At 43.4% G+C, this 25163-nt stretch carries 22 protein-coding genes; 5 read left to right on the top strand and 17 right to left on the bottom strand.

From position 1 onward, the window contains the following. Window positions 1–104: 104 nt before the first annotated feature. The gene (locus tag AC1MEO_RS14875) at window positions 105–575 is read right to left on the bottom strand and encodes a peptide-methionine (S)-S-oxide reductase (protein WP_480331678.1); all 471 of its coding nucleotides are present in this window, start codon (window positions 573–575) and stop codon (window positions 105–107) included. Window positions 576–772: 197 nt separating this feature from the next. On the opposite strand from AC1MEO_RS14875, the gene AC1MEO_RS14870 reads away from it, so the two are divergent. Continuing rightward, the gene (locus AC1MEO_RS14870; protein ID WP_480331676.1) at window positions 773–1759 is read left to right on the top strand and encodes a YhdH/YhfP family quinone oxidoreductase; all 987 of its coding nucleotides are present in this window, start codon (window positions 773–775) and stop codon (window positions 1757–1759) included. Between the two features lie 148 nt (window positions 1760–1907). On the opposite strand, the gene AC1MEO_RS14865 is transcribed toward AC1MEO_RS14870, so the two are convergent. The 6 genes from AC1MEO_RS14865 to AC1MEO_RS14840 all read right to left on the bottom strand — a co-directional run bounded on the left by AC1MEO_RS14865 (window position 1908) and on the right by AC1MEO_RS14840 (window position 10853). After that, window positions 1908–3596, bottom strand: a complete 1689-nt coding sequence (locus AC1MEO_RS14865) for a DUF2357 domain-containing protein (protein WP_480331674.1) — start codon at window positions 3594–3596, stop codon at window positions 1908–1910. Then, the gene (locus AC1MEO_RS14860; RefSeq protein WP_480331672.1) at window positions 3580–5532 is read right to left on the bottom strand and encodes an McrB family protein; all 1953 of its coding nucleotides are present in this window, start codon (window positions 5530–5532) and stop codon (window positions 3580–3582) included. The genes AC1MEO_RS14865 and AC1MEO_RS14860 overlap by 17 nt, the downstream gene beginning before the upstream one ends. Continuing rightward, complete coding sequence (locus AC1MEO_RS14855) at window positions 5522–6682, bottom strand: hypothetical protein (RefSeq protein ID WP_480331670.1); 1161 nt, start codon at window positions 6680–6682, stop codon at window positions 5522–5524. Before AC1MEO_RS14855 ends, AC1MEO_RS14860 begins: the two co-directional genes overlap by 11 nt. A gap of 197 nt (window positions 6683–6879) precedes the next feature. Beyond that, a complete protein-coding gene (locus AC1MEO_RS14850; protein ID WP_480331668.1) occupies window positions 6880–7356 on the bottom strand; it encodes a methionine sulfoxide reductase in 477 nt (158 codons plus the stop codon). A gap of 134 nt (window positions 7357–7490) precedes the next feature. Next, window positions 7491–10415, bottom strand: a complete 2925-nt coding sequence (locus tag AC1MEO_RS14845; RefSeq protein ID WP_480331666.1) for a DEAD/DEAH box helicase — start codon at window positions 10413–10415, stop codon at window positions 7491–7493. Window positions 10416–10448: 33 nt separating this feature from the next. After that, on the bottom strand, window positions 10449–10853 hold the full coding sequence (locus tag AC1MEO_RS14840) for a (deoxy)nucleoside triphosphate pyrophosphohydrolase (protein ID WP_480331664.1): 405 nt from the start codon (window positions 10851–10853) through the stop codon (window positions 10449–10451). Between the two features lie 287 nt (window positions 10854–11140). Here AC1MEO_RS14840 and AC1MEO_RS14835 point away from each other — a divergent pair, with 287 nt between their 5' ends. Then, on the top strand, window positions 11141–11518 hold the full coding sequence (locus tag AC1MEO_RS14835; RefSeq protein ID WP_480331663.1) for a hypothetical protein: 378 nt from the start codon (window positions 11141–11143) through the stop codon (window positions 11516–11518). A gap of 102 nt (window positions 11519–11620) precedes the next feature. On the opposite strand, the gene AC1MEO_RS14830 is transcribed toward AC1MEO_RS14835, so the two are convergent. After that, complete coding sequence (locus tag AC1MEO_RS14830) at window positions 11621–12607, bottom strand: 2-hydroxyacid dehydrogenase (protein WP_480331662.1); 987 nt, start codon at window positions 12605–12607, stop codon at window positions 11621–11623. A 112-nt stretch (window positions 12608–12719) separates the two neighbouring features. Here AC1MEO_RS14830 and AC1MEO_RS14825 point away from each other — a divergent pair, with 112 nt between their 5' ends. Then, complete coding sequence (locus tag AC1MEO_RS14825; RefSeq protein ID WP_480331660.1) at window positions 12720–13670, top strand: carbon-nitrogen hydrolase family protein; 951 nt, start codon at window positions 12720–12722, stop codon at window positions 13668–13670. Between the two features lie 65 nt (window positions 13671–13735). On the opposite strand, the gene AC1MEO_RS14820 is transcribed toward AC1MEO_RS14825, so the two are convergent. The 8 genes from AC1MEO_RS14820 to AC1MEO_RS14785 all read right to left on the bottom strand — a co-directional run bounded on the left by AC1MEO_RS14820 (window position 13736) and on the right by AC1MEO_RS14785 (window position 21435). Next, on the bottom strand, window positions 13736–14821 hold the full coding sequence (locus tag AC1MEO_RS14820; RefSeq protein ID WP_480331658.1) for an acyltransferase family protein: 1086 nt from the start codon (window positions 14819–14821) through the stop codon (window positions 13736–13738). Window positions 14822–14853: 32 nt separating this feature from the next. Continuing rightward, window positions 14854–15576, bottom strand: a complete 723-nt coding sequence (locus AC1MEO_RS14815; protein ID WP_480331656.1) for a glycerophosphodiester phosphodiesterase — start codon at window positions 15574–15576, stop codon at window positions 14854–14856. Window positions 15577–15592: 16 nt separating this feature from the next. Then, window positions 15593–16417 (bottom strand): carbohydrate ABC transporter permease, encoded by an 825-nt coding sequence (locus AC1MEO_RS14810; protein WP_480331654.1) that lies wholly within the window; start codon window positions 16415–16417, stop codon window positions 15593–15595. A gap of 18 nt (window positions 16418–16435) precedes the next feature. Continuing rightward, window positions 16436–17365, bottom strand: a complete 930-nt coding sequence (locus AC1MEO_RS14805) for a carbohydrate ABC transporter permease (RefSeq protein ID WP_480331652.1) — start codon at window positions 17363–17365, stop codon at window positions 16436–16438. Beyond that, a complete protein-coding gene (locus tag AC1MEO_RS14800) occupies window positions 17352–18431 on the bottom strand; it encodes an ABC transporter ATP-binding protein (protein WP_480331650.1) in 1080 nt (359 codons plus the stop codon). The genes AC1MEO_RS14805 and AC1MEO_RS14800 overlap by 14 nt, the downstream gene beginning before the upstream one ends. Then, entirely contained in the window at window positions 18424–19272 is an 849-nt protein-coding gene (locus AC1MEO_RS14795) for an HAD family hydrolase (protein ID WP_480331648.1), read from the bottom strand. Before AC1MEO_RS14795 ends, AC1MEO_RS14800 begins: the two co-directional genes overlap by 8 nt. A gap of 60 nt (window positions 19273–19332) precedes the next feature. Further along, on the bottom strand, window positions 19333–20634 hold the full coding sequence (locus tag AC1MEO_RS14790) for an ABC transporter substrate-binding protein (RefSeq protein ID WP_480331646.1): 1302 nt from the start codon (window positions 20632–20634) through the stop codon (window positions 19333–19335). A gap of 186 nt (window positions 20635–20820) precedes the next feature. Further along, entirely contained in the window at window positions 20821–21435 is a 615-nt protein-coding gene (locus AC1MEO_RS14785) for a glycerol-3-phosphate responsive antiterminator (protein ID WP_480331645.1), read from the bottom strand. Between the two features lie 153 nt (window positions 21436–21588). On the opposite strand from AC1MEO_RS14785, the gene AC1MEO_RS14780 reads away from it, so the two are divergent. Both AC1MEO_RS14780 and AC1MEO_RS14775 read left to right on the top strand, forming a co-directional pair. Further along, entirely contained in the window at window positions 21589–22443 is an 855-nt protein-coding gene (locus tag AC1MEO_RS14780; RefSeq protein WP_480331643.1) for a metallophosphoesterase family protein, read from the top strand. A 461-nt stretch (window positions 22444–22904) separates the two neighbouring features. Continuing rightward, window positions 22905–24260 (top strand): hypothetical protein, encoded by a 1356-nt coding sequence (locus tag AC1MEO_RS14775; RefSeq protein ID WP_480331642.1) that lies wholly within the window; start codon window positions 22905–22907, stop codon window positions 24258–24260. 81 nt (window positions 24261–24341) lie between these two features. Here the strand turns inward: AC1MEO_RS14775 and AC1MEO_RS14770 are convergent, their stop codons facing one another. Further along, entirely contained in the window at window positions 24342–24878 is a 537-nt protein-coding gene (locus AC1MEO_RS14770; protein WP_480331641.1) for a glutathione peroxidase, read from the bottom strand. Window positions 24879–25163: the final 285 nt, after the last annotated feature.

Genomic DNA, 25163 nt, shown 5'->3' with positions numbered 1-25163 from the left:
CCCCCTCAATGATCTTTCTCTATTACCTTCTACTATACTACAAGTGATAATTGTTCTCAATTAAATGTTCTTTATTCAGTAAGAGGATAACTGACAACCCAGCTTTATTTATACTTATTCAGTAGTTTTTCTGGAATATGGCAATAATCAGTGGGGCATCTGGCTAACCGGTCCTGATGTTCTTCTGCACTTCTCACATAGTTTGTAAGCGGCAAAACTTCGACCACGATAAGATCCGAATCATTTCTTTCATCAATAAATGCCTTCGCCTCTTTTAAATGGGCGGACTTTTCACTGTAAACGCCTGTCCTGTATTTCTCGCCGATATCCGCGCCTTGTCTGTTCAAACTGGTTGGATCGATGATTTCAAATAAATACTCCATCAAATCGCTGATTGTTACAACGGTCGGATCAAATGTGGTTTTTACACATTCGGCATAGCCATCGTAATCACTCTCGAGCAGAGAACTTGTTCCATTGGCTCTCCCTGCTTCTGTGGACTTGACGCCGGGCAAGGTTTTGATGAAAGCCTGCACTCCCCATAAACATCCGCCTGCCAAATAGACTGTTTCCATAGTGATCCTCCTCTTTGCGTAAAATCAATTAAAGTAAATATACCATTTTCCTGTGGGAAGCTTATTTTAAATGCCGAATCTCAGAAAGTACAAAGCCATCCCAACCTCTCCGGATTGACGGTATCCACCTTAGAATGGTAGATTTTGTATTCAAGCAGTTTTGCTGCAAAACTAAGGTACTGGAAGGGGAAATTAACATGAACTCATTCAAAGCCATCAGAATCAAGAAACAGGAAGACCAGGTCGTCTATGGCTTGGAAGATGTAACCACAGATCAACTTTCCGAAGGGGATGTCCTGATCAAAGTTGCTTATTCTTCAATCAACTACAAGGATATGCTGGCTGTACAGAAAAATTCAGGGGTCATCCGGAATTACCCGATGATTCCAGGAATCGACTTGAGCGGCACTGTCGCCGAATCGAGAGACGAGCGCTTTACAGAAGGCCAGGAGGTTATCGTGACCGGCTTTACGATGGGCATGAGCCATACAGGCGGCTTTTCAGAATATGCGCGCGTCCCTGCAGAATGGATTGTGCCATTGCCAGAAAATATGAGCTTGAAGGATGCCATGGTATTCGGCACGGCCGGATTCACTGCCGCCCTCTCTATCCTTGCACTTGAGAAGAGCGGGATGGACGTTGCGGAAGATCCGCAAATACTGGTGACGGGTTCAACCGGCGGCGTCGGCAGCATCGCGCTGCAGATTCTTGCTAAAATCGGCTATACGAATGTATCTGCCTTGGTGCGGAAAGAGCATCAGGCCGAAGTCGCCAAATCACTCGGCGCGGCAAATGTCATTTTTGCAGACGAGCTCGGCGACGCCAAGAAGCCACTCGCCAAGACTCGATTCGATTATGTAGTGGATACGGTCGGCGGAGATGTGACTTCTGCATTGATCCCTCAGATTTCTTACGGCGGCAGCATGAGCATGTGCGGAAATGCAGGCGGACTCCCAGTGAACACCACTGTGTTGCCGTTCATCCTCAGAGGCGTCAGCCTGCTCGGCATCGATTCGGTCAACGTACCGATCGAGAAGCGCCCAGCCATTTGGGAGAAGATGGCCAACGACTGGAACATCGCCGAAACGACGCTGGTGAACGAGATTTCACTGGAAGAATTGACCGATGCGATCGACGCCATCAAGAATGGCCAGCATCTGGGACGGACCATCGTTAAGTTGTAGGTTCAGGCTGAATACACAAAAAAAGCGGAGGGGCTGATTTTAGCCCTTCCGCTTTTTTCGTGTGTCCATGCTATTTTCCTTTTGCTTCTTTCCAGTCATGCAATCCTTCAATTTTCAAACTGATTAACTATGATTTTCACTTCCAGAATCATCTATTCAGTAATTCGTCCACTCGTTCAGTGAGCAATTCCTGAAAATAAACATGATTCTTCCCCGGAGTTAAATCGATCAATCTTATATCATAGTCATTCAAGTCATAATTATGATTTTTTTGCTCTGAATCTTGAGGATAAATTGCCCATGCTTCAAAAACCGGCTGTTTATCAATTTGTTTTACCAAGTCATCATTAAGCACCTTCGTATTAGTTTTCATACCTTCAGCATACGATGCTAACTGCTTCATAACCTTTGAAGCTTCTTTACCATCGCTGAGTAAAAAATCATCCCATAAAGTGTATCTTTTGCGATATTTAAAATCTATTACTAGTGCCCCTTTAAATTTCCCCTCTTGCCATACATCAATTCTACAATCCGGACGGTTATGGTGTAGATTGTATAAAGTCTGATGAAGATTTATATCTTTCTTGACCTTCGGCAGAATTTCATCGTAGTATATCCGTAAAATTATTTTGTCTTTTTGCAGCTCAATGACATCAAAATCCTCAGATTTCGGTGCAATAATATCATCCAATAAGGAACGATTTAACTTAAACCAATTTTTCTTCATTTGGTAGCCATCTTTGCTTATGAGAGATTCCACTACTTTCAAATAACCCCATGTTTCATATAAAACATCCGACCTCTTATAATGAAATTGTTTAGAAGCTCCTGCAGTTAGCTCTACTTCTTTTCCATTCAAAAAACGATATACCTTATAAAAGAAATTATAATTACCTAAAGTGAAAAATGCCATCGGCACAGCCTTTGATGTTTCCATTTTAACATTCAACATCCATTTCTCATTCAAGAATTGAAGTAGATGAAAATGTAAATCATTGACTTCCTTTTTTAAATCTCCATAGTCTGTTTTAAAATTAATATCACAAACAACTTTCATATCGGCTACGTATTTCAAAATAGTTAAAACTATATTTTTAAGCCAACTATTTTCATTCGTTTGATATGAAATTATAGATTGCGGGACCTGAATTGTGGACTGCTGTTCAGGATGTGCAGCAAGATATCTCATTGATTTATGGTCAGTTCTCTTTGCTTTTGCTTTCGGTACGATGGGATAGGATTTTTCTATTGAATATCTGCGATTCTTTGAAATATTACGCAACCCATTTATTATTTTACTTTTATTACTCAATAGAAATGAGTATTTCTCAACACTTTCTCTGCCAAATAACTCGGCTGCTTGATAATAATAAATACTTCTCTTTTCAGAAAAATCCATTGATAGCCCTTTTAGAAAAGATTCAATTTCACCAATCATTAACTGATGCTGATTTTCACTTACTTGCTTAGATGCCACTTTTACCCGGGCGTCATATTCTTTACCTTCAGAGGTTATAACTGTTAAGAAATAAGTTCCTGGGATAAAAGGATAACTTGAATTTTTCAAATCATAATCATAAAGTTCATATGGATTGCTTGATGGCACTATGTAAGTACCTTTTAAATCATCGTTAACCTGATTACTCGGAAGATTATCAATTCCATCCATATATAGCCTGTAACCGGGAGGCGCTTCAAATATCAAAGATAAGTTAGTATTCTCCATTAGATCGGTTGCTTCTTTTAAATAATCTGGATCAGAGGCTGAAAGAAAATATTCGCAAAATATTTTCTTTTTTTTATTTTCAATGAATGCCACATTAAACTGTGTATCCATGTCTCATTAGCTCCTTAGATTTATTCAATAGTTTCTTTCTGGTTCGTTCAAATTTAGAAACAGAGCTGTATTGATCTAAAAGATTGATAATCTGAGATTGAACGATAGAATCTGTTTCTAATTCATACGTTCCAACCAGTGTTTTTATAACATCTTCAGATCCACGGAGTTTTGGCAAAATCCGCTGAATAAGTTGGATATCGATTGCATCGCCGCGAGATATAGGAGAATTCGACAAAGGTGAAAGATTCTTTATGTAACGGTCAATATGCTTTACCACACGAGGCCCTATTCCCATATCTTCTGACACTTTGTTGAGCAGCAAGTGAATTTTCCACAGTAATTCAAGTTCATCCATATTCAGTAAAACTCTTTTATCCACTTGGACAAACTGTTGAATATCATAGGCAGGTTTATTAATTTCTGCTTTTTCTCCAGGCTTTTCTGACTCATTAAGCAGATTCATAAACGGCTCTACTTTTAATTGAATTAAATTTGAACGATCCAATACTTTATCACTAAAATGATGCGTACTTTCATCAAAATTCACAGTGCCAACAAAAATAACATTGTCTCCTATAAGAACTTCCGGCGTATAATCGATTCCATTATAAAACCTGTTCTGTAAATCAGAGTTGTATAATCTCAAGCGCCTCTTTCCTTTCTCCATCTCCAGTACAGATAGAAACTGAGAAAAATAGTGTTCAACTTTAGCTAGATTCATTTCATCAAAACATACCAAAAATGTGTTAGTTGGATTATTCTGCGCTTCAACAAGTAATTTCACTAATCCTGTGTCGGCTGCTCTATAAACATTGTTTATAATGTCCGGATAACCAATCAAGTCTGAATCGTCTGCCCATGTAGGAGATACTGGAACCATCAGGAAATTTCCCACATCTAAATTCAAGGCTTTTTGATAGGCATTTACTAATTGTGATTTCCCCGTTCCACTCATACCTGCTAATATCACAAGTCCGCCAGCTTTTACTGATGTATGGAAATTATATATATCTTCTAAATTGTAATCTAAGGTCATTTTTTTCGCTTCAGCTATAAACTGGTTTAGGAATTCATTTTCCATCTGGTCTTCTACTATACCAGAATCAATGGCCAGCTCAGGAACCAAGGAGACGATTTCCGTTTCCGGTTTTGGATAGGATTCTTTCTGAGCCTCATTCTGAAAACCGGTTTCTGTCGTCCCTCTTAAGAGCTGCATAATTTCATACTCTAAATCTACAGAAAGAAATGCCACTTCTTTATGAAAGTATATTTCTTTTACTATTTCCGCTGGGAGTACAGCATTATTTAATATTGTGTCTCTTTTGTAGAAACTAAAGCCACCGTGTGCATACCTGTGCGTTTCAAATTCACCAAAAGCGATATATTCGTTGTCTTTGGTTTTGTACAATACCATTCTTGGCGTATCATCAGCTTCTTGGGAAACAAACTCATTGCGTCCTATAAATTTGTCCTCTTGCAATAATCGAATAAATTCATCTTTTGAATAATCCTGCGCAGATTTCTTTTCGTTCTTTTCAGTGTATAGCGGAATAGGGAAAAAACTCATCTCTTTTGCAAAAGAAGTTTTCTTTAATAACAGTTCAATATTTTTTGTCGTGAAAAACTCATCCGTTGGAGTAGATTTTTTTTCAACTTGAAATACGACTAAACTTTCTTCCAAAAAATCTTCCAAATTGGTGGTCCGCCGTAAATCCTCTAAAAATTCATCTTCAAAACCATGATTTATCAAATCACTTCCATAACTAGTGATTTCCTTTTGACTATTAGGAAAACTATGGGGAGGATTCGATAAGATCTTCAGGTAAAACTGCAGATCATTATTGTTATTCACAAAAATGTCTCTGCCAGAATAACGATCTGTACCATTTGATAGAACTCCTAAAATATATGGACTCCAAAGTTTAGTTGACATTTGCTGGTCCCTCCAATGTTTTTCTCAATTCCATAAATGTTTCTATCGGTTTTATAATTCTCAATATTTCTATAGGTGCTTTTTTCTCAAATTCCTCATATGAAAACCTCCATTTCAATAAATAAATCGATGTAAATTCTTCAACGCTATCAAATAATTCCTGAAAACTTTCATGATTGAAAACCACTACATCATATAATGTGTTAGCCATAATTTTTTTGTTTTTCGGGTCTCCTAAGAGCGCAATTTTTTCTTTTTTAATCTCTTTTTCTTGTTTTTGGGTTGTTAATCCACCATTACTGGATAGATTAAATTTGTCGTTCTCTTCTTTCAATAAGTTTACTTCATCAATTATTCTCTCCCTCTCCTTTACTTCATCGGTGATAGCCTCTTCCTTCGCCTTTTTTTCCGTTATGAGAAGACCATTCAACCTATTTATTTCATTTTGTTTTAAAGTGAGTTTTTCTTTCATTTCCTTATCGACAACCTCTTCTTTCATCTTTTTTTCATTTAGAAGAAGGCCATTCAACCTGTTTATTTCGCTTTGTTTTAAAGCGAGCTTCTCTTTCATTTCCTTTTGCAGCAACCTGAGATTATTCGATAACTTTTCTTTTTCAACTTCCAAATTGGCAAGTTTCTGTGTCAGCTTTTTCTCTAATTTTTTCACTTCTTTATTTTCCGGATTCAGTTCTTTTGGAGTTTCAGCCTTTTCATCGCTCAATATTTCTTTAGTTGAAAACGAGATTTCAGGCCCTCCCCCATTCCTTTTTTCATATAATTCAAAAGCTCTTTCATAATGATTCTGCAAGAAAAGAGAAAGAGCTTTTTCTTTTTTGGGTATCTGTTCATCATCAGAAAAACTAATTAAGTTTTCTTCTGTAAGATCTCCTTCAATCTTCATAATCCATTCGAATGGAGGAAAAATTTCGCTGTCTCTTAGTTTGATTCTTGTAGGTTTGATTAATAACTTATTTTTTAAAAATAATTTCGGGAGCTTCTTCCCCTTTATCCTCCTTATTTCCATCCCAATTCCGTCTAGAATAAATAACATTTGATCGGACGACAGATTTTCTATCATCCATTCAATAAACTCTTTTTCCGCTAACATCTCTAACCTTGATTCTTTATAGTCCTCTGTCGATTTATTCAAAATAATACATCTCCTTTATGAGATTTTACCTTTTTTATACATTTTTTGATACAGAAGAAAATAAAAATTTAGTTAATTAGTATCTATAAAGTATCTAAAAAATAGTTATATTAGCATAAAACATAAAAAACCCCAACAGATTTCAGTAGCATCTGCTGGGGGTTACTCACCATTAAATTATTACATGATGATCCTCTTCATACAGTGATATCCTCACTGAAAAAATCATGTTCCCTCTTATATTCTTTCCAGTCATGCGACCCGCGGACCCAGCCGCCGATCACCGCGCCCATCGCCATCATCGGCGAATCGAACTCGGTGTCTTCCATCAGCAGGAATTGATGCTCGAATGGCACAAGCAGCCTATCCAGCACCAAATTCTCCCGCAGCTTCATGTATTTTGGGGGGCATTTCGGTGAAGTCGAAACCGCAAACTTGGAGCCCCGCTGCACCACGAATTTCTCTCCTCGGTAAAACCCCGTCGCATCCGCTCCGCGTTTGGAGGTGATGGAAAAGATTTCAGGGGCTGGCTCCTTCTCCGCATAGAGCTGCAGCATCCCCGCTTCAAACGGATCGATGGTCTGTTCTTCACCGGTTTGGACATCCAACTCCAGGAATTGATAAAGCTCGCCTTCTTGGGGGTGCTGGATCTTCTTAATGTAGTACTCCTTCATTTTTCGTCCTCCTCTATAGTAATCCTGGACTCTCGCTGGGATAGCGGGTGTCTGGTTACTATAGAGATAGAGTAAGAGATTGAAAAAGGATACATTTGCAGCAAAATAAATCGATCCACCATCCAAAGACTAACTCAATTTTCTTCACTTGCAATATAGTGATACAACTTCCCTTCCACCGTGTTTTCCAAAGCTAAATGCATATGAACTACCGGGATGTCTTTCAGGTTTTTATCTTTCATTAACGCTTGCTCTACACTTGTCTTCTCTGGAAGACCTTGTCCAAGATAGTAAAAATCTCCGCCTTCGTCATCATCTTTTTTGATGAATAAATGAAGCTCAACATTGTTTTCTGCAGCGTTAATAATGGTTTGTACTTCTGCAGACGCTAATGTACGGTTACTCCGTGTCGACCACTTGAAGATTTCTGGACTGATAAAACCTTCTGTATAGGCAACACTCGATTCTACTTCGCCGTTTTTATGGTAGGTTACGAAAATCGGACATGTGCCATGTTTCGTTTTGTATCCATACATTGTTGAGCTTTCATCACTGGCCCAATTCAATAAGCGACACGCGTCTTTTCGGGTATATTTTTTAAAGAGCGTCAAGGATTGATCACATCTGTAGCTTTTGCTTAGTTCTTTCGCACTCATGACGATATCCATTAGCATTGCCTTGAAGCTTGTATTCCGATTCAAGCTCTCTTGAATTTCTTCATTGAATTGAATGGTATTGGTATCAAAGACCACAAGTGGCTTATTGCCGTATTTTTTTCGAGGGCCTTGATTGAAGAAACTCAAGTCCATGACCCGCTGCACCGAAGCTAAGGTTTCTGGATCAGTAGAGCAGTTATGGGAGATTATGTAGTGTTTATAAGCTTCCATAGTGACTTTTTCATTTTTCAGCAATAATTCGAGCAGCAGGATTTCATGTAGGCGCTTCCCGTTTAGGATTTCCTGAGACAACATAGTTAGTACTTGATCTTCATAACTATTTAACACTGGTTCTATTTCTTTTAATTTTAGTAAAAATCGATAATAATTTAAAAAGAGATTGTAGCTTTTTTTATTATTTTTATGAGTTTTTACGATAATCATAGGATCAATAGAGTTATGTAGAAGAAAGTCCTCGAATCTAGGAATTTTCCCCAGTCTATTTTTCAATTCAAAATAAGCTTCTCTTAAAACTTTAATGTTAACCAGCTTACCCTGACTAATCGAAGTGAATATTCGGTTTTTCGCAATCTCTTCAAAATTCACAGTAGAAATCCCTTTGATATAGCTCGTGTCTTTCATTCGGCGACGAATATTGTCTTTGTTTTGCGAACGTTCACCGGACAAAGCTACAGGAATCAGGTAATTATTTTTGTAGTTTCCGATAAAATCGATGATTGTCACAAACTCTTTGGATCCATGTTTTCGAAGTCCTCGCCCAAGCTGTTGGATAAAGATAATGCTCGACTGCGTTTGTCTCAGCATGACCACTTGGTTGACGCTTGGGATATCGATTCCTTCATTGAAGATATCAACAGTCAAAATATAGTCAATGACGCCATTTTCTAGCCGTTCAACTTGTAGAATGCGCTCTTCCTGAGAATCCTGACCGGTCAATGCGACCGTTTTTAATCCACGTCGATTCAGTTCTTCTGAAAGTTTTGTCGCTTCTTCTTTTCGGCTGCAAAACATGAGCCCTCGTACTTTGTCACCCGAATGTCCGTAATAATTGATCTTCTGTATAATATGATCCACACGTTCTTCGGTTATCAACTTCGAAAAAGCCGTAGCTTCATCAATAACGCCTTCTTCATACTCGACGTCTGTCACGCCAAAATAATGAAACGGACAAAGCATGTCTTCTTCCAACGCTTCCTGTAAACGAATTTCGTAGGCCACATTGTAATCGAACAGCTCATAAATATTGAAGTCATCGGTGCGTTCAGGCGTCGCAGTCATTCCCATCAGAAACTTTGGCTGGAAATGCTCAATGACTTTCTGGTACGATTTCGCACCCGCTTTATGTACTTCATCAATCAAAATATAATCAAAAGCTTGCGGATCTAATTGACTGAGCGTTGCTTCCTTAGAAATGGTTTGAATGGTCGCAAACAAATAACGCGCATCTGTCTCTCTCAGATTGCCAGAAAGAATCCCGAAATCTTTCTCTATCCCACCTAATATTCGAATAAAATCAGATTTAGCTTTTTGAAGAATCTGCTCTCTATGAACGATAAATAACATTCTTTTTGGCGCGAAATTCCGCACGTCAAAAGCCGATAAATAGGTTTTCCCAGTACCCGTCGCTGAAATGACCAAACCTTTGTCATTTCCAGCTTCTCGTACTGCTTGTATTTCTTGAAGAGCAGCTTTTTGCATTTTATTTGGCTTGATGTGGAGGGCTTCTTCTAGCGGGTTTTCTGTATACACTTCCGGGAACTCGGCCACATTGGTTAGTTCTTTACGGTATTCCATTGGGACATAGGATTTCTCATAATTTGTAATCCATTGTTCTGTCAGTGATTGCGCATTTTCCCAAACCTCTTCGAATTGCTGGTAGAAGTGAGAAACCAATTCGCCATTTTCATGCGAACTCAACTTGACGTTCCATTCGTAGTTAACTTTTAAAGCTTGCGCTGTTAAATTGGAGCTCCCGACGATTAAGGTTTGGTGCGTTTCATGTGAAAAAATATAGCCCTTAGAATGAAAGCCTTTCATACTCGACAACCGGACTTCCACATTATTAATTTTCATAAGCTCTTTGAATACTTTTGGTTGATTGAAATTCAGAAAAGTTGAGGTTAATATTCTACCTTTGATTCCTTTTCGGTCAAGATCTGACAAATGGGTTTTTAAAGTCGCCAAGCCACTTTCAGTCACAAAAGCTACAGAAAAGAGAAACGATTGACAGCCATCCAGCTCCTCAGTGATGGAATTTAATACGGTCTCATTTGTCTTTGTGTTATTGATCAGCAAAGTTGGCTTAAAGCGTTCTCCACTTGGTTTTGTTTGATCGATGAAACCTTTGTAGATAGAGTCTTCTAAATTCTGAAGAAAATTCATTTCCGTCCCCCGCTTTTCTCTCAACTGCTTCTCTTATTTCTGAGCTTGGTACGTCCGCTTTAATTTTTGGATAGCCGGTATATCTGCCGGAGCCCAGTCAAGTTTCTCTAGCTCATGCGCTTCTAACCATCGAATCGCAATATGCTCCGTTAACACAGGCGTTCCTTCAACTAATTGACAATAAAACGTAGTCAAATGAACAATGCCGAAATCGTATTCGTGTATCGTATGCTCTACTTGTTCACCAATCTCTATTTGGCAGTGCATTTCTTCTTGAATTTCTCTTTGTAGCGCTGCTTGAGGCGTTTCCGTTTCTTCTATTTTTCCACCTGGAAATTCCCACAGGCCGGGTAAACTTTTTTCCAAGCCTCGCTGTGCACATAAAATCATATTGCCGTTTGTAATTACTGCTCCAACGACATGTATATTTTTCTTCATATTTTTTTCACCTGCTTCTCGAAATTTAACGTTATTCCTAATTATTAAATACTCAATTCCCTTTATTCTAACATTTTCCCTTCATTAAATATTCTTCTTAATTATTTAAATTGAAATAATTGTAAATAACCAATTTTGCTTTGAGCTGCTTTTACATTAGTACAAGTCATATTAAATAGGGGAATAATCTCCACGTCGACAATCTTATTCCCTGTAATACCCAATCTTTTTTTGTTACACTTGCCAAAAGGCAAAACTTATCTGCCATCACCGAGAGGATTTTTTGTTTGAAAACATTTTGGCTTATCGTTGCCGTATTATTGGTTAATTTTTGTGTGCTTCTGGTCGATGATTATTTCCCCGGGACACTTGCTGCGCTCGGTATTCCTTCCTGGATTCTTTTTGCGGTTATTGCACTGATGATCGTACTCAGTGCGTTCACACTCAAGCCGCAGCGGGAAAAGAAGCGGTATATGTTCATTTTTCCGGCACTCATGATTGTGGTGCCGATGATTGTACTCGCCATATTGACCGCGCTTGGCGGAGAAGCGCACAACAGCATTTCGCTCACGAGCCCTATTCTGTGGATCGGCGCTGCTGTGACGCTGTGGATTTTCTGGATTGAGTATGTCCGGGCTTCCAAAAAAGAACCAGAAGACACATAAGTTTTTTACAATCCACACAAAAAGGCCAAAGAAGCTGAAATCAGTTCTTTGGCCTTTTGTATGGAGTTGGGTTGTTTTATTCGCCTAAAGATATTACCGTCATTATTCCTCCAGCAACCCCTGCAATTCCTTCACGACATTCTCAGGAACTCCAGTGGTCACGCCCGCAACTAAATTCTCCGCCGCTTTCATAAGCATCGCTGCACGGGTCCTTTCTGTGGCCGATCCGATATGCGGAAGAGCGACGACCTGCTCCATCTGCAGGAGCGGATTGTCCGGCGAGACCGGTTCCTGTTCAAAGACGTCCAGTCCCGCTCCCCGAATCTCCCCATTTTCCAACGCTCTAATCAAGGCTTGTTCATCCACTACTGCCCCTCTGGCACAATTGATCAAAATCGCACTGCCCTTCATCTTTTCAAATTCTTTTTCACCCATCAAGTGATGCGTCTCAGCCGTCAATGGCACGATCAGGACGACGAAATCGGATTTCTCCAACAAGGTGTCCAGATCGCTGTAGACGATGCCGTACTTTTCTTCGAGTGCGGGTTTCGGGGTTCTGCTGCTGTAGAGGACCTCCATTTCAAAACCGAACCGCGCCCGCCTGACAATCTTCTCACCGATGCGGCCCATGCCGATAATGCCCATCGTCGCGTGGTGCACATCGGTGCCGAAGAATTGCCGGGAATCCTTTTGTGTTCCCCATTTCCCTTGTTTGACGAAGTTGTTCAGTTCGGGCACACGCCTAGCCGTGGCAAGCACCAGGCTGAATGCCAGATCCGCCACCGTTTCATCCAGCACAAAAGGCGTATGCGTGCCAAGCACCCCATGCTGTTTCATGGCTTCGAGATCAAAGGAATCGTAGCCGACCGCTGAATTGCTGATGACTTTTAGATTGGGTGCCTGCTCCAGCAATTCATGCGTGATCGGCGCATGTTGTACCAGCACCCCTTCGACGTCCTTTATTTCTTCTATTAAAACATCCAGTGGGATCGCCCCTTCTCCCTGCCATTTCCTGTAGTCGCAATGCTTTCCGATATATGCTTCCACTTCTTTTGAAATCTTTCGCGCAATATAAACTTTCGGTTTCATGTAGCTCCTCCTATTGGTTACAAATTTTCTTTATCTGTTATATTGAACTGATTGATTTATATAAATATTATAACAATGATAGAATTGAATTAGACACGAGAGGATGAGATCGATGGAAAAATCCACTAAATTCAAAGTAGCCGTCGTCCAAGCGGGCTCGGAAATCATGGACAAGGAAAAAGGCGTGCTGAAAACCGTTCGCTTGATTGAAGAAGCAGGAGCTCAAGGCGCCAAAATCATCGTCTTCCCGGAAGCGTTCATTCCCGCCTATCCGCGCGGCATGTCGTTTGGTGCAGTTGTAGGCAGCCGCTCCCCCGAAGGCCGGAAAGATTTTAGGAAGTATTGGGACAACTCCATCACGGCACCCGGCCCTGAAACGGAAGCGATCGGCAAAGCCGCGAAGCGGGCGGGAGCTTATATCGTCATCGGCGTCATCGAAAAAGACGCTGCCGGCAGCCAAGGCACGTTGTATTGTACGGCCCTGTTTTTCGGTCCGGACGGCGAACTGCTCGGCAAACACCGCAAGCTGAAACCGACTGGCTCTGAACGGCTGATCTGGGGCCAGGGGGACGGCAGCACCTTGCCGGTATTCGATACACCCTACGGACGCCTCGGCGCTTTGATCTGCTGGGAGAATTATATGCCGTTGGCGCGTGCGGCCATGTATGAAAAAGGCATCCAGATCTACGTAATGCCAACTGCTGACGCGCGGGATACGTGGACAGCGACCGTTCGCCACGTCGCTGCGGAAGGCCGCTGCTTCGTGCTGTCCTGCAACCAGTATTCAACAAAATCCATGTACCCCGAAGAGATCTCATCCCGGGATGAGTTCAAAGATTTGCCGGAGGAAATGTCCCGAGGCGGCAGCTGCATCGCCGGTCCGTTGGGAGAATTGATCGTCGAGCCGGTGTACGGCGAAGAAACGATCCTGTACGCCGAACTCGACCTGGACCAGATCGCTGAAAGCCAGTTCGACTTTGACGTATCCGGCCATTATTCGCGCCCGGATGTTTTTCAGCTGTCGGTCAATGAGAAGGAACAGAAGACGGCGGTTTGGGAATAAGTCTAATTAAAAAGAAGTGCTTCCGTTTTGGAGGCACTTCTTTTTAGTCATTTCAAGAAAACTCTCTATCCGTCCCTATGTCTGTGCGGCAGCCAAATCAGCTGATTGGCTGTCTTGAAAAAGGAGTAAATATCCTCAAAGAAATGAACCACTCCTTTCCCTTCCACCACCGGCTTGGCCAAAAGAACGACGATTCCCGAACTGACAAAAAAGACGATCATCGGCCAGACAATCATTAAGACTACGAAAAATAACATGCCAGGTTCCCTGGGAAAAAGAGGGATTTCTATAAGCACTCTGACGAAAAATAGATGGAGAAGGTAAATATACGCCGTACGCCTTCCAAGATGGGTAAAGAACATGTCTTTTTTGGGTACCCATGGTAAAAAAGCCAGGATGCCGAGCAACATCACCACATAGAAGATCAAACGGGTTGCGGAGCCTTCCATGGCCGATTCTGCAATGTTGGCATAGGAATGCCGAGCCAGAAGAAAATTACGAGCCTGCTCCAAGGAAAAGAGGGAGAGAATCACTGAACTCGTTAGGATACTAAAAACTGCCAAGACTTTCGCTTTGCTTTTCTTGAACCATTCCATCTGCTCTTTTTTCAAATAATGCCCTATGAGGAACAAAGGAAAAAATACCAAAGTTCTGGAGATGCTTAAATATTCACCTGCCACATCAACCCATCCGATGCCAATCGCCAGAAGAAATGCGAAGAAAATCGGATGCTTGAGTTTGGTGAAGGGGAAAAGAAGTAAGTTCCAGGCAAGTAAGCTCAATAGAAACCACATGCCGAAACTTGGCGCAAACAAATTGGTACCCAGTTGCATCCAGTTGCCGGCAAGGCCTTCCATTCTCAGATAAAAGACTTGAAAAATTAAATAAGGAATGAAAATACCAACTGCGAGCTGCTTGATAAAAAGAGGTGCGTCGCGGTGAAAATACTTTGTGAAGTAACCCGTCAGAAGGATAAGAGCCGGCATTCGAAAAGAAGTGAGAAAATTATTGGTAAAGAAAAGAACGTCATTTTCTTCGCGGACTGGACTGATTAAATGGCCAAGGACGACCAGCGCCACAAGAATAAACCGTGCATTATCAAAATAAGGATCTCTTTTTTTGATGCCGGCAGTTGGTTGACTCTTGTTCAACAAAAGCACCTCTTTTTCCAATCAATGACTTGTTAAAAACACTCTGCCCATAAGCGTTCCGGGTGGTTGGTAGTTAAAGCGATTTCTCCATCCAGTGCGAGAATCCTGTCGGCTTCAAACTTTTCATCCACAGTCCAGACGACAATGTCCGTTCCGTTTAGGTTTAGGCTGTCCACTATTTCCTGATCGACATATTCATGATTAAGAGAGACGGCTGAAGCACCAATTTCATTGATTTGGTCAACCAACAGCAGCGGAGAACCCGACAACACCAGTGTGCATTCCACTTGCGGGTCGAATTCCATACAGGTTTGCAGACTTTTATGATCGAATGAAATCAACTGGCAATGTGCTTTGGCCGTATGCTTTTGAATCAGCTCCATCACCTTTTCTTCAAGCCCCGCATAGGAGCCCGCTGCCTGCTTCAGTTCAATCAACAGCTGTTTTTTGCCGACAGTAAGCGCCAATACTTCATCCAGCGTCGGAATCTGCTCCTCTGCAAATAGTGGGGAAAACCAGCTTCCCGCATCCAGTTCTTTGATTTCGGCGGCTGTTTTTTCTTTCACATAGCCTGAACCGTTTGTGGTCCGGTCCACTTTAGCATCGTGAATCACAACCGGGACACCATCCTTCGTCAAATGCACATCAATTTCAATACTGTCAATTTTCGGTTCATCGAGTGCCAGTTTGATGGCGCTCATTGTATTTTCAGGAGCTTTTCCAGACCAGCCCCGGTGAGCGATAAGTATTCCCACGAAAAATTCCTCCTCTTTATTTGACGCCTGTATAGACAAACGCACGGATAATATGCCGCTGGGTGAAGAAGAAAATGACCAGGATCGGCAGTACCAACAGCAAATTCCCTGCCATAACGATATTCCAGGAAGCACCGCCTTCAACTTGGCGCAGCATGGCAATGCCAAGCGGCAATGTGCGGGCATTTTCGGTGGTCGTCATGACCAGCGGCCAGAAATAATCATTCCAATGGGCAATAAAACTGAACAATGCGAGTGTGATAAGGACCGGTTTCGCGAGCGGCAACATAATTTTTCGGATAATCTGCCATTCGGAGGCATCGTCCAATCGCGCCGCTTCGAGTAATTCTTCCGGCACTTGCATGAATGACTGCCGCAATAAAAAGATCCCAAAAGCGCTTGTTGCAAACGGCAGGATCAATCCCCAGATGGTGTCGAGAATTCCCCAGGAACTCAAATTCAAGTAAACCGGCAGAAAGATCAATTGGCTGGGAATCATCAGGCAGATCATGGTCAATGCAAAGAAAAAGTTTTTCAACGGAAACTCGTACCGCGCAAACGCATATGCAGCCGGAATGATTGTCGCAAACTGAAGGATAAGGATTGCAAAAGTCACCACGACACTATTGATAAAATATTTCAGGAAAGGCCCTGAATTCCATGCTTCGACAAAGTTCTGCCATTGCAGTGTTTCCGGAATCCATACCGGCGGAAACGTCATCGTTTCACCGAGTGTTTTAAAAGCGGTGCTTGCCATCCAGACAAACGGCACGGCAAAAATGATGAACAGCAGGACTAACGCTACGCCGTTGATGACTTTTAAGTATGGTGTTGTTTTCATCTGTTTCCCCTCACTTTTCTATCTGTAATGTACTCGTTTGCTCAACACCTTGAAATAAACAACGGTCAAGACACTCAGAATGATCAGCAGGATGACACCAGCCGCTGAAGCATAGCCGATTTTAAAGAACTGGAACCCGTTTTGGTAAATATAATAGACAAACGTATTCGTCGAGTTAATGGGTCCACCCGCCGTCATGAGATTGATCGTCTCAAATACCTGGAAGGAGTTGATCACGCCGATAATCGTCAGGAAAAACAGTGTCGGGGACAGCATCGGAACCGTGATACGCAAAAACCTGCGCCACGCTGGTGTGTGGTCAAGTTCCGCCGCTTCGTATAAATCCTTCGGAATACTCTGCAGACCCGCGATAAAGACCAGCGTATTGAAACCGACACCTTTCCATACCGCCACGAGAATCAAAGAAGCCAGCGCGTAATCAGGGCTTGTCAGCCAAGCAATAGAGTCGATTCCAACCAGATTCAGGAACCAATTCAGCAACCCGTAATCTGCATCCATGATCCACATCCATAGCATGGAAACGGAGACCAGCGAAATGATATGAGGACTGAAAATCGATGCCTGTATGAAAGAATAGACAGTTCCGCTCCGATTCAGCCAGGTGGCCAGCAACAGCGAAATCCCAATCGTCAGGAACACCGTGAAGAACGTATAGATAAATGAATTGGAGATGACTTCCCGAAAATCCCGGTCATTCAGCAGATGGCTGAAATTCGAGGCTCCGACAAAATCTTTTGTCGGGCTGACGAAATTCCAGTCATGAAAGCTCAAATAGATCATGTAGCCGATCGGGTAGATGAAGAACAGGCAGAACACCAGGATTGCCGGAGCAATCATGGCATAAGGACGCAGTTTCACCCACGAAAAGAGGCTTTGCTGCTCCGTCTTTCTGTCCTCCATGTCCAGCTGTGCTTTAGCGAATGCCATTCACTGCCGCCTCCTTTTCTGCCGAAAACTCAATTTTCGGCAGCGCTGTTTTATCAGCAGCGAAAGGATACAGCTTTTCCATCGGAATGGTTACAAAATAGCGGTCCTGGCGTGGCAACGGAGCCGTAAAGCTCCGGACATTCATAACACCGATGCTGTTTTTCACCTTATAAATCGTTTCGGCCCCCAAGGTTTCAAGCGTTTGGATTTCACTTTCCAGCTCGATGGTATGGGGCACGGATGCCGCTGCCGTCGAAAGGCCGGCATGTTCCGGCCGGAAACCGATAAATTGTACATCTTCCGGTATCGAATCGATGACACTGGAAAACTCCTGCTTGTTATACACATTCATCGGCGGCTGTCCGATGAACTCCGCGGCGAACATATTTCCGGGATTCTGGTACACCTCAATCGGGGCCGCTTTTTGCTGGACCACTCCATGGTTCAAAATGATAATCTCATCACCCATCGACATCGCTTCGACTTGGTCGTGCGTCACATAGACAAAAGTCGTCCCGAGTTTTTCATGCAGCTGAATCAGTTCTGTCCGCATTTGCGTGCGGAGTTTAGCATCCAGGTTGGATAATGGTTCATCCAGAATAAAGACTTTCGGTTTTTTGACCATCGCGCGTGCCAATGCCACCCGCTGGCGTTGGCCGCCAGACAGCTTATCCGGCTTTTTGTTCAAGTGGTCCGTCAAACCGACGATTTCTGCGATTTCTGCGACCAATTGCTGTCTTTCCTTTTTCGGGACTTTGCGGTTCGCCAAGCCAAACTCGATGTTGCCTTTTACCGTCATGGTTGGGTATAGTGCATAGTTCTGGAAAACCATGGCAATATCGCGCTTGTTCGGAGCCAGATCATTGACCAGCTTGCCGTCGATCCAGATATCTCCTTCTGTCTGCTGTTCAAACCCGGCCAGCATCCGCAGAATGGTGGATTTCCCGCATCCGGAAGGTCCGACTAAAACGGTGAATGAACCATCTTTGATGGTCAGGGAAATATTTTTTACAACCTGGTCTTCATTGAATGTTTTTGAAATATTTTCAAGTCTGATTTCAGCCATATGCCTCTTCCTTTCCGTTTTCCGCGCCCGCTTCCTCATGGAAGTTCCGGATCACTTCGACCAACTCATCGATGGACTTGACCGATACCGACCAAGGGGTTTCATCCTGGTGGTCATATTCGCTGATCAGGCACGTATGCCCGCCCGCTTTGTGGACGGGATGGAGGTCGTTCCACGGATGATCTCCAATCGACAGTATTTCATGCGGCTGATGCCCTTCCGACAGCAGTTTGCTGAAAAGTTCCTTTATGCCATTCGGTTTTTTCCCATCAAAGTAAAACTCATCGAACACGTCGCCAATCTCCAGAAAATCCACAAACTCCTGCCCGGTCGGCAACGGCGAATTGGTCATCAGGATGATCCGCTTACTTTCCAGTTTCTCGATTTCATCAAACAAGTCGGTCCTTTTGATGATGCGGTAAGCTTCCGTCAGCATTTCCGCCCGCACATCAATAAATGCTTTTTTCAGCACCTCCGCAGGAATTTTCTTTTTAACAGCCATCAGCTGACCAATCCCCCATGGATCCCCTAAATAAGCCAGCGCACTTTCTTCCTTTTCAGCCATTTCTATTTCAAGCCCCTCCCAATCGTAGGACACCAAGGGCTTGAGATCTTGATGACTGAAGAAACTCAAATCGGCCGGATCATATAAGAATCCCAATTTAACCGTTGCTTTGCCTTCCAGAATGTCGTATGCCATAGCTATTGTCTCTTTGATTTCCGCATCCGGATAAGTACCTGCCATCATCTTTGAGATATAGCGGCCCATGAATGAGTAATCCTGGTAAAGGGTTCCATCCATGTCGAAAATCAGTACATTAATATCTTTTAACCAGCGCATATCGTTACCTCCTCATTAGACGAAAAGAAAGCACTTTTCAGCGCTTTCTTTTCAATTTTTTTATTTCAGGACAGCATTCGCTTTTTCAGCTGCCGTGTCCAGCACTTCTTGTGTCGGGATGCTTTCATCGAGAATGCCGCGCGTCATTTCATCAATCAAAATTTTGACTACTTCCGGGTAATTTTCAGCCATTGGACGCGCAGTTCCGTTTTCCAGCTGATCAACAGCCACTTTGAATTGAGGTTTTTCTTCATATAAATCCTGCATTTTGTCAGATTCTGCAGCAGTCACACGGCTTGGTAGGTAGCCTGTGTATTCAGATGCGTAAGCCGTTTGTTCCGCTGCCGTCATGAATTTGATAAATTCCCATGCAGCCTGCTGCTTTTCTTCATCCAAACCGTTTGTCATCACCAAGTTCGCCCCGCCAGTCGGTACTTTCGCTTCTATGCCGCTCGGCATGAAGTAGGTATTCAAATCAAATCCTTTTTCCTCGGAAAGCTGAAGAAGGTAAGACAAATCGGCAGTTGAAGAAAACAGCATACCTGAATGGCCGTTAACAAAGTCCTGTTTCGCTTTATCGCCCGCTTCTGTACCTGAAGATAATTTTAATGTGCCTTCATTCGACATCTTTCTCCAAAGGTCAAACGCTTCTACCCCTTCTTTGCTGTTGAATGTTACTTCCGTGCTGTCTTCGTTCATCATGGAACCGCCAGCCTGAGCGATAAACGCTTCGTAGAACCAGATGTCGATTGGGAGTGACATACCCACTCTGCTTTCACCGTCTGTAAATGCACTTGCGTATTCTTCAAACTCCTGCCAGTTTTTCGGACCAGCCGGATCCAGTCCGACTTCTTCCGCCAACGTGGTGTTCATGTACAAGATAGGCGTGCTTCTCAAATACGGCAAGCCGTATAATTTGTCATCAACGTAGGAGTTCCCCATAAGTCCCTGGTTAAAATCGTCCATTTGGATTTCCTCATCATTTTCAATGAAAGAAGTCAGATCCTGCGTCATTCCTGATTTCGCAAAAACACCCATTGAAGCAATTTCATTCTGTGTGACTTCAGGAGCGTTTCCGGCAGCAAAAGCCGCTTGTGTTTTCGCATGCAGTTCATCATAAGTGCCCTGGAATTCTGCATTCACCTGAATTTCATCTTGGGATTCGTTAAACTGCTTGACCAGGTTTTCGTTGTTTTCACCGATTTTATCGCCCCATGCATACCAGTAATTCAGTTCGACTTTATCATCTGATGGTTCTGTGGAATCCGCCGCTGCGCTTCCCTGTTCTTCGCCTGAACCGCCGCATGCAGCCAATACCAAAAGTGTTAACGCCAATACCAATAAAAAGCTGAGTTTTCTCATTTCCCTGCCTCCAATTTCTTTTTTTAGCGTACAGATGACTAAAGGACAAAACAAAGAGACCCCAAATAACCTTTCCGCATTTCGCGAAGTTATTCGGGGTCTCTCTCAGCGCACCCAGTCATCTATCTACTTTTCAATTTGATTATATCGCCCACTTGTTAATGTGGTGTGAAAAAAATGTAAAAATCATCTTAACAATTCAACCGCCGAAAAATCCTCCGCCCACAGCGCTTCATTGGACGTGCTTACAGCCATTGCCCCCGCTTCGAGTGAAGCCCTCACATGTTCGGGCTTCGACAATAATCCTCCGGTGATAACCGGTATATCCAACAGTTCCGAATAGGAGCGGATAACGCCGTAAAGTGTAGCCGGCATGATTTCAATGATATCCGGACCCGGCTTCTGCTTGTTATCCAGCACATTGCCGTATACTTCCGAATCGATCATGAACACCCGTTGCACAACAAATAATTTTCGCTCTTTCGCTTTTTTGATAAGTCCCTGTTTAGTCGTTATGATTCCAAACGGCTTGACATAATCAGCGATGAAATCCAGGCCTTCGTTGTTTAAAAGCAAGCCACCAATCTTTTCGGCATGGACCAGGACCGGAATGCCTTCGTCTTGGAACACATCGACATACCGCTTTACATTCATAATGGAACCCGTCAATAAAAATACAGCACTGATGCTGTCCTTATGGGCCAGTACCTTTTCGATTCCTTTGGGGCTTTTTACCGCCGCAATTTTCTTATGCTGGTGCAAGCGGCTAAGCATTTCTTCATTATTCCATTTTCTTTTCATATTATGCACCTCTCTTCACTGCTTCCTTATTTATTATAGAAGTTTCTTAATCGGCAAAGCGAAAGATTTACAAACCTTAACAACTTCTTAAAAGCAGCTTAGCAATCATTTGTAATACTTGGGAAGATAAACGAATGAGAGGGGATGGAGAATTTGAAAATTGCGGTAATTGGTGATTTGCATTATCCGGCACTGGAAGAGGGCTATGTATCTATCGAAGAAGAACGAAAATTGTTTTACGAAACATTTCTAGAGCGATTTTTTTCGATTCCGGCAGATTTGTATGTATCAATCGGGGATTTGACCAACTTTGGATGGAAAGAAGAGCTGGAAGATGTCTATTCCATTATCGACCGGCACCAGAAGCCGTTTGTCCATGTGTTGGGAAATCATGATGTCTATGGATTGACGCGCAAGGAAGTTCTTTCAGTTACTAAACAGCAAAGGTACCATGCCATCACTGCGGATTCGGCCGTATTGGCTTTTATCGATACTGCCCGAGAACAGGATTTTGAAGTTTGGGGCGGCACGCTGGATACCACGCAGCTCGACTGGCTCGGGGGCGTTATCGAAGAAAGCGGTGAACTTCCACTTATCGTCTTCGCGCATCATCCGGTTCATGCCACCACTACCAATTCGGAAAAAGAAAACTTAAGTATCCATTCCGATATCCCTGTCTGGGAATTGTTAAGTAAAAAGAATAGAAGCGGATTATACGTGAACGGGCACAACCACTTTAATTCCAGTGCTGTAAAAGAACAATGGAACTTCCTGCAGATTGCAGCTGTGCTGGACGAGCAGGCAGCACGCGTCATTGAAGTGTCTGAATCCCATATCTCCATCGATGCAATCGACCTGTATGATCCGGCACAATACCAGCGGGCGCAAACTATCGGCAATGCTATCAATCACTTCCAGTTGAACCCGCAACGAGCGGATAACGATCGTGGAACACGTCAACTGATACCTTTACCGGACCGTGTAAAGATTCAAGCCGAGATAGAATAAACTGCTTACATTCCGGAGCGAAGAGTGTGCAAGTGATTTCACCAGCTCCCCCCTGTAATTCTTCCTTTCGCGTGATTTCGAAAAAATTTTCATTTCTCCCTTGCTTGAAAAGAAGGTTTGATTGAATTCAGCTGTCGGTCAATGTGAAGGAATAGAAGACGGCTGTTTGGGAAGAATAAAACTAAAGGTTTCCACTTTCTAAGCGGAGCAATAAAGACAGAAGAACCGCCCTTATCCCCCAGGGCGGTTCTTTTGATGAAATTTACTGAGGAGCAGTAGGCCTCATGTCTTTCATTCAGCGCATCATCGTGAAGAGTAAGGAAAGATGCTTGTCTAGATCAATTTCCTCAGGAAACTCATCGTCACTCCAACCCTCAGCACATTTATCAAGACGTCCTGGAAGTTTTCTGTCAAACTGAATGGAAGTACTATTTCCGTATCTTTCCAAAGGAGTCCTCTATATGAAACCGGTCATTCGGCCCCTCAGCACCCTGCTCATGGGTGGAATCTATCTGCTGTCTTTTTTTATCCCTATTCCATATGCATCTTTTCTGATCAGCCTGTTCGCGCTGGCCGTGCTTGTTTCCTATTTCCCTTACCTTGCCCGGACACCGAAAATCCTGATTTCGGTGCTGTTTGCTGCCGGGTTGCTATTGGATCCCAGCGCGGAAGGCGTGACGGCATTTTTCCTTGCGCTTCAGACCAATGCCAACCTTCTGGCGATTTTCATTTTTGTGCCCTTGCTGGCGATTCCGATTCAACAGGGACAATATCTTAAGTACATAGAAGTCATTTTTGCCTATTCCATCAAGAAAACGCACCAGCTTTACCTGTTCACGACAGTGGCTGCCGGCAGCGTCGGCGCCGTCATGAATATTGGAACCCTGCCGATCCTCAATGACCTGACAGACACTGCATCGTTCAAGCCATTCGATGAAGTCCGCCTGAAAGCGCTGAGCCGCGGATTTGTGATGGCGTTCATGTGGTCGCCGTATTTCATTTCCATGGCATTGGTGCTTTCCTATTTTGATGTCAGCTGGCTGCAGCTCTTCCCGGTCGGCCTCGCTGTCACTGGGGTCATGATGGCCATCGGTTTTCTTCAGGAACGGAAAATCAGCCGCCCCATCCCCGAATCCGCTCATGTGCAGAGCACTGTGACACTTAGCGCCGCCAAACGGAAAGTGCTTGAACTCGCCCTGATCCTGCTGGCCATCACCGCTGCCATCCTGATCATCGAACGCCTTACCGGCCTGTCGGTGCTGGCGATCGTCCCGTTGACCGCGATTGTTGTCTCTGCCGTATGGTCATTGTTGATCGGCACGCTTCGGGAGCTTTTTGAAAACCTCCAGGGCTATGCCAGCGGAAAGATCGTTTATATGGGAAATGAATTATCGATTTTCATCATTGCCGGCGCTTTTGGTGCCGCGCTCTTGAACAACGGTGCCGCTGACTGGATCCGTTTTCTTCTGGAGACCTTGAACATCACCCATGTCCTGTTGCTCATCCCGGTGATGGCGCTGCTGATGGCCATCCCGTCCTGTATCGGCGTGCATCCGATCATCACCGCCGCCATCCTGGCCATCACGTTAAGCAATTCTCCCCTGTTTGCGGACGACCATCTGTATTTGGGCCTCGGCTTGTTGGCCAGTTGGATGCTCGCCATCCTGGTTTCGCCGTTTTCCGGACTGAACCTGATGCTGGCGGCCATCAGCAGAAAGTCATCGGTCTATATCGCCTTTAAGATGAACTTCAAGTTCGCCTTGCTGACCTGGGCAGTCTGCTATGCGGCCATCGCCGCTTTGTATGCCATTCTGTAGATTGGTCTATGTACACTAAATCAAAAAGCACAGCAGGACCGGTGATACCAACCGTTCCTGCTGTGCTTTTTCACTTCTATCTTATTTAGAGGCCTCTGCTAACTGCTCAATGATCTGCTCCATCGCCTTCGGTTTCACAGCCGGCGCAAAACGATGAACCACATTTCCTTTGCGGTCAATCAGGAATTTCGTAAAGTTCCAGTGGATATCGGAGCTCTCCAGCATATCCCGGTCTTCTCTCTGCAACTTGCCTGCCTCGTCAAAATCCTCATCGGCAGGAGCCTGTCCGCGTAAATACTGATAAAGGGCATGAGCGCCTTCACCATTCACTTCGGTTTTTTGGGCAAGCGGAAAGCTTACACCGTAGTTGATCGAGCAGAATTCTGAAATCTCTTCATCTGTCCCCGGCTCCTGTCCGCCAAACTGGTCACACGGGAAGCCGATGATTTCAAACCCTTTTTCTTTATGGGTTTTGTACAGCTCTTCCAATTCTTCGTATTGAGGGGTCAATCCGCATTTACTGGCTGTATTCACAATCAGCAGCACATCGCCCTGGTATTTTTCGAAATGTATTTCTTCACCAGTTGATAATTTTGTTTGGAACGAATAAATCGACATGAATATCCTCCTCTTTCATGGGTGCTGGACACCTCGGCTTTAGCCGGCCCTGAAAAGCTGATGCTCCCATCTATCGTACAATTATTTCATACAGTCCCAGTATCCTGCTTTTCGGCGGCAGTTACAAACTTGATGGACTGTCAGAAGGCAAGAAACCCTCTCAAAAAGTAGGATATTTGGCTTTTCCTTTATAAATAACAATGAATAATTTGCACGAAATTATTATTATCTTCAATATACTGTTTCTTTCTCGAGCTGGATTCTCTATAATAAACCTAATTGACA

It is taken from the genome of Planococcus sp. BI3, assembly GCF_056680115.1.
The sequence above is the reverse complement of the archived record's forward strand: the minus strand, read 5'-3'. Positions and strand labels throughout refer to the sequence as shown.

Excerpts from the sequence above, each read along its gene's own strand:
- AC1MEO_RS14875 (WP_480331678.1), bottom strand. The coding sequence starts at position 575 with ATGGAAACAGTCTATTTGGCAGGCGGATGTTTATGGGGAGTGCAGGCT.
- AC1MEO_RS14870 (WP_480331676.1), top strand. The coding sequence starts at position 773 with ATGAACTCATTCAAAGCCATCAGAATCAAGAAACAGGAAGACCAGGTC.
- AC1MEO_RS14865 (WP_480331674.1), bottom strand. The coding sequence starts at position 3,596 with ATGGATACACAGTTTAATGTGGCATTCATTGAAAATAAAAAAAAGAAA.
- AC1MEO_RS14860 (WP_480331672.1), bottom strand. The coding sequence starts at position 5,532 with ATGTCAACTAAACTTTGGAGTCCATATATTTTAGGAGTTCTATCAAAT.
- AC1MEO_RS14850 (WP_480331668.1), bottom strand. The coding sequence starts at position 7,356 with ATGAAGGAGTACTACATTAAGAAGATCCAGCACCCCCAAGAAGGCGAG.
- AC1MEO_RS14845 (WP_480331666.1), bottom strand. The coding sequence starts at position 10,415 with ATGAATTTTCTTCAGAATTTAGAAGACTCTATCTACAAAGGTTTCATC.
- AC1MEO_RS14840 (WP_480331664.1), bottom strand. The coding sequence starts at position 10,853 with ATGAAGAAAAATATACATGTCGTTGGAGCAGTAATTACAAACGGCAAT.
- AC1MEO_RS14830 (WP_480331662.1), bottom strand. The coding sequence starts at position 12,607 with ATGAAACCGAAAGTTTATATTGCGCGAAAGATTTCAAAAGAAGTGGAA.
- AC1MEO_RS14825 (WP_480331660.1), top strand. The coding sequence starts at position 12,720 with ATGGAAAAATCCACTAAATTCAAAGTAGCCGTCGTCCAAGCGGGCTCG.
- AC1MEO_RS14810 (WP_480331654.1), bottom strand. The coding sequence starts at position 16,417 with ATGAAAACAACACCATACTTAAAAGTCATCAACGGCGTAGCGTTAGTC.
- AC1MEO_RS14805 (WP_480331652.1), bottom strand. The coding sequence starts at position 17,365 with ATGGCATTCGCTAAAGCACAGCTGGACATGGAGGACAGAAAGACGGAG.
- AC1MEO_RS14800 (WP_480331650.1), bottom strand. The coding sequence starts at position 18,431 with ATGGCTGAAATCAGACTTGAAAATATTTCAAAAACATTCAATGAAGAC.
- AC1MEO_RS14795 (WP_480331648.1), bottom strand. The coding sequence starts at position 19,272 with ATGCGCTGGTTAAAAGATATTAATGTACTGATTTTCGACATGGATGGA.
- AC1MEO_RS14790 (WP_480331646.1), bottom strand. The coding sequence starts at position 20,634 with ATGAGAAAACTCAGCTTTTTATTGGTATTGGCGTTAACACTTTTGGTA.
- AC1MEO_RS14785 (WP_480331645.1), bottom strand. The coding sequence starts at position 21,435 with ATGAAAAGAAAATGGAATAATGAAGAAATGCTTAGCCGCTTGCACCAG.
- AC1MEO_RS14775 (WP_480331642.1), top strand. The coding sequence starts at position 22,905 with ATGAAACCGGTCATTCGGCCCCTCAGCACCCTGCTCATGGGTGGAATC.
- AC1MEO_RS14770 (WP_480331641.1), bottom strand. The coding sequence starts at position 24,878 with ATGTCGATTTATTCGTTCCAAACAAAATTATCAACTGGTGAAGAAATA.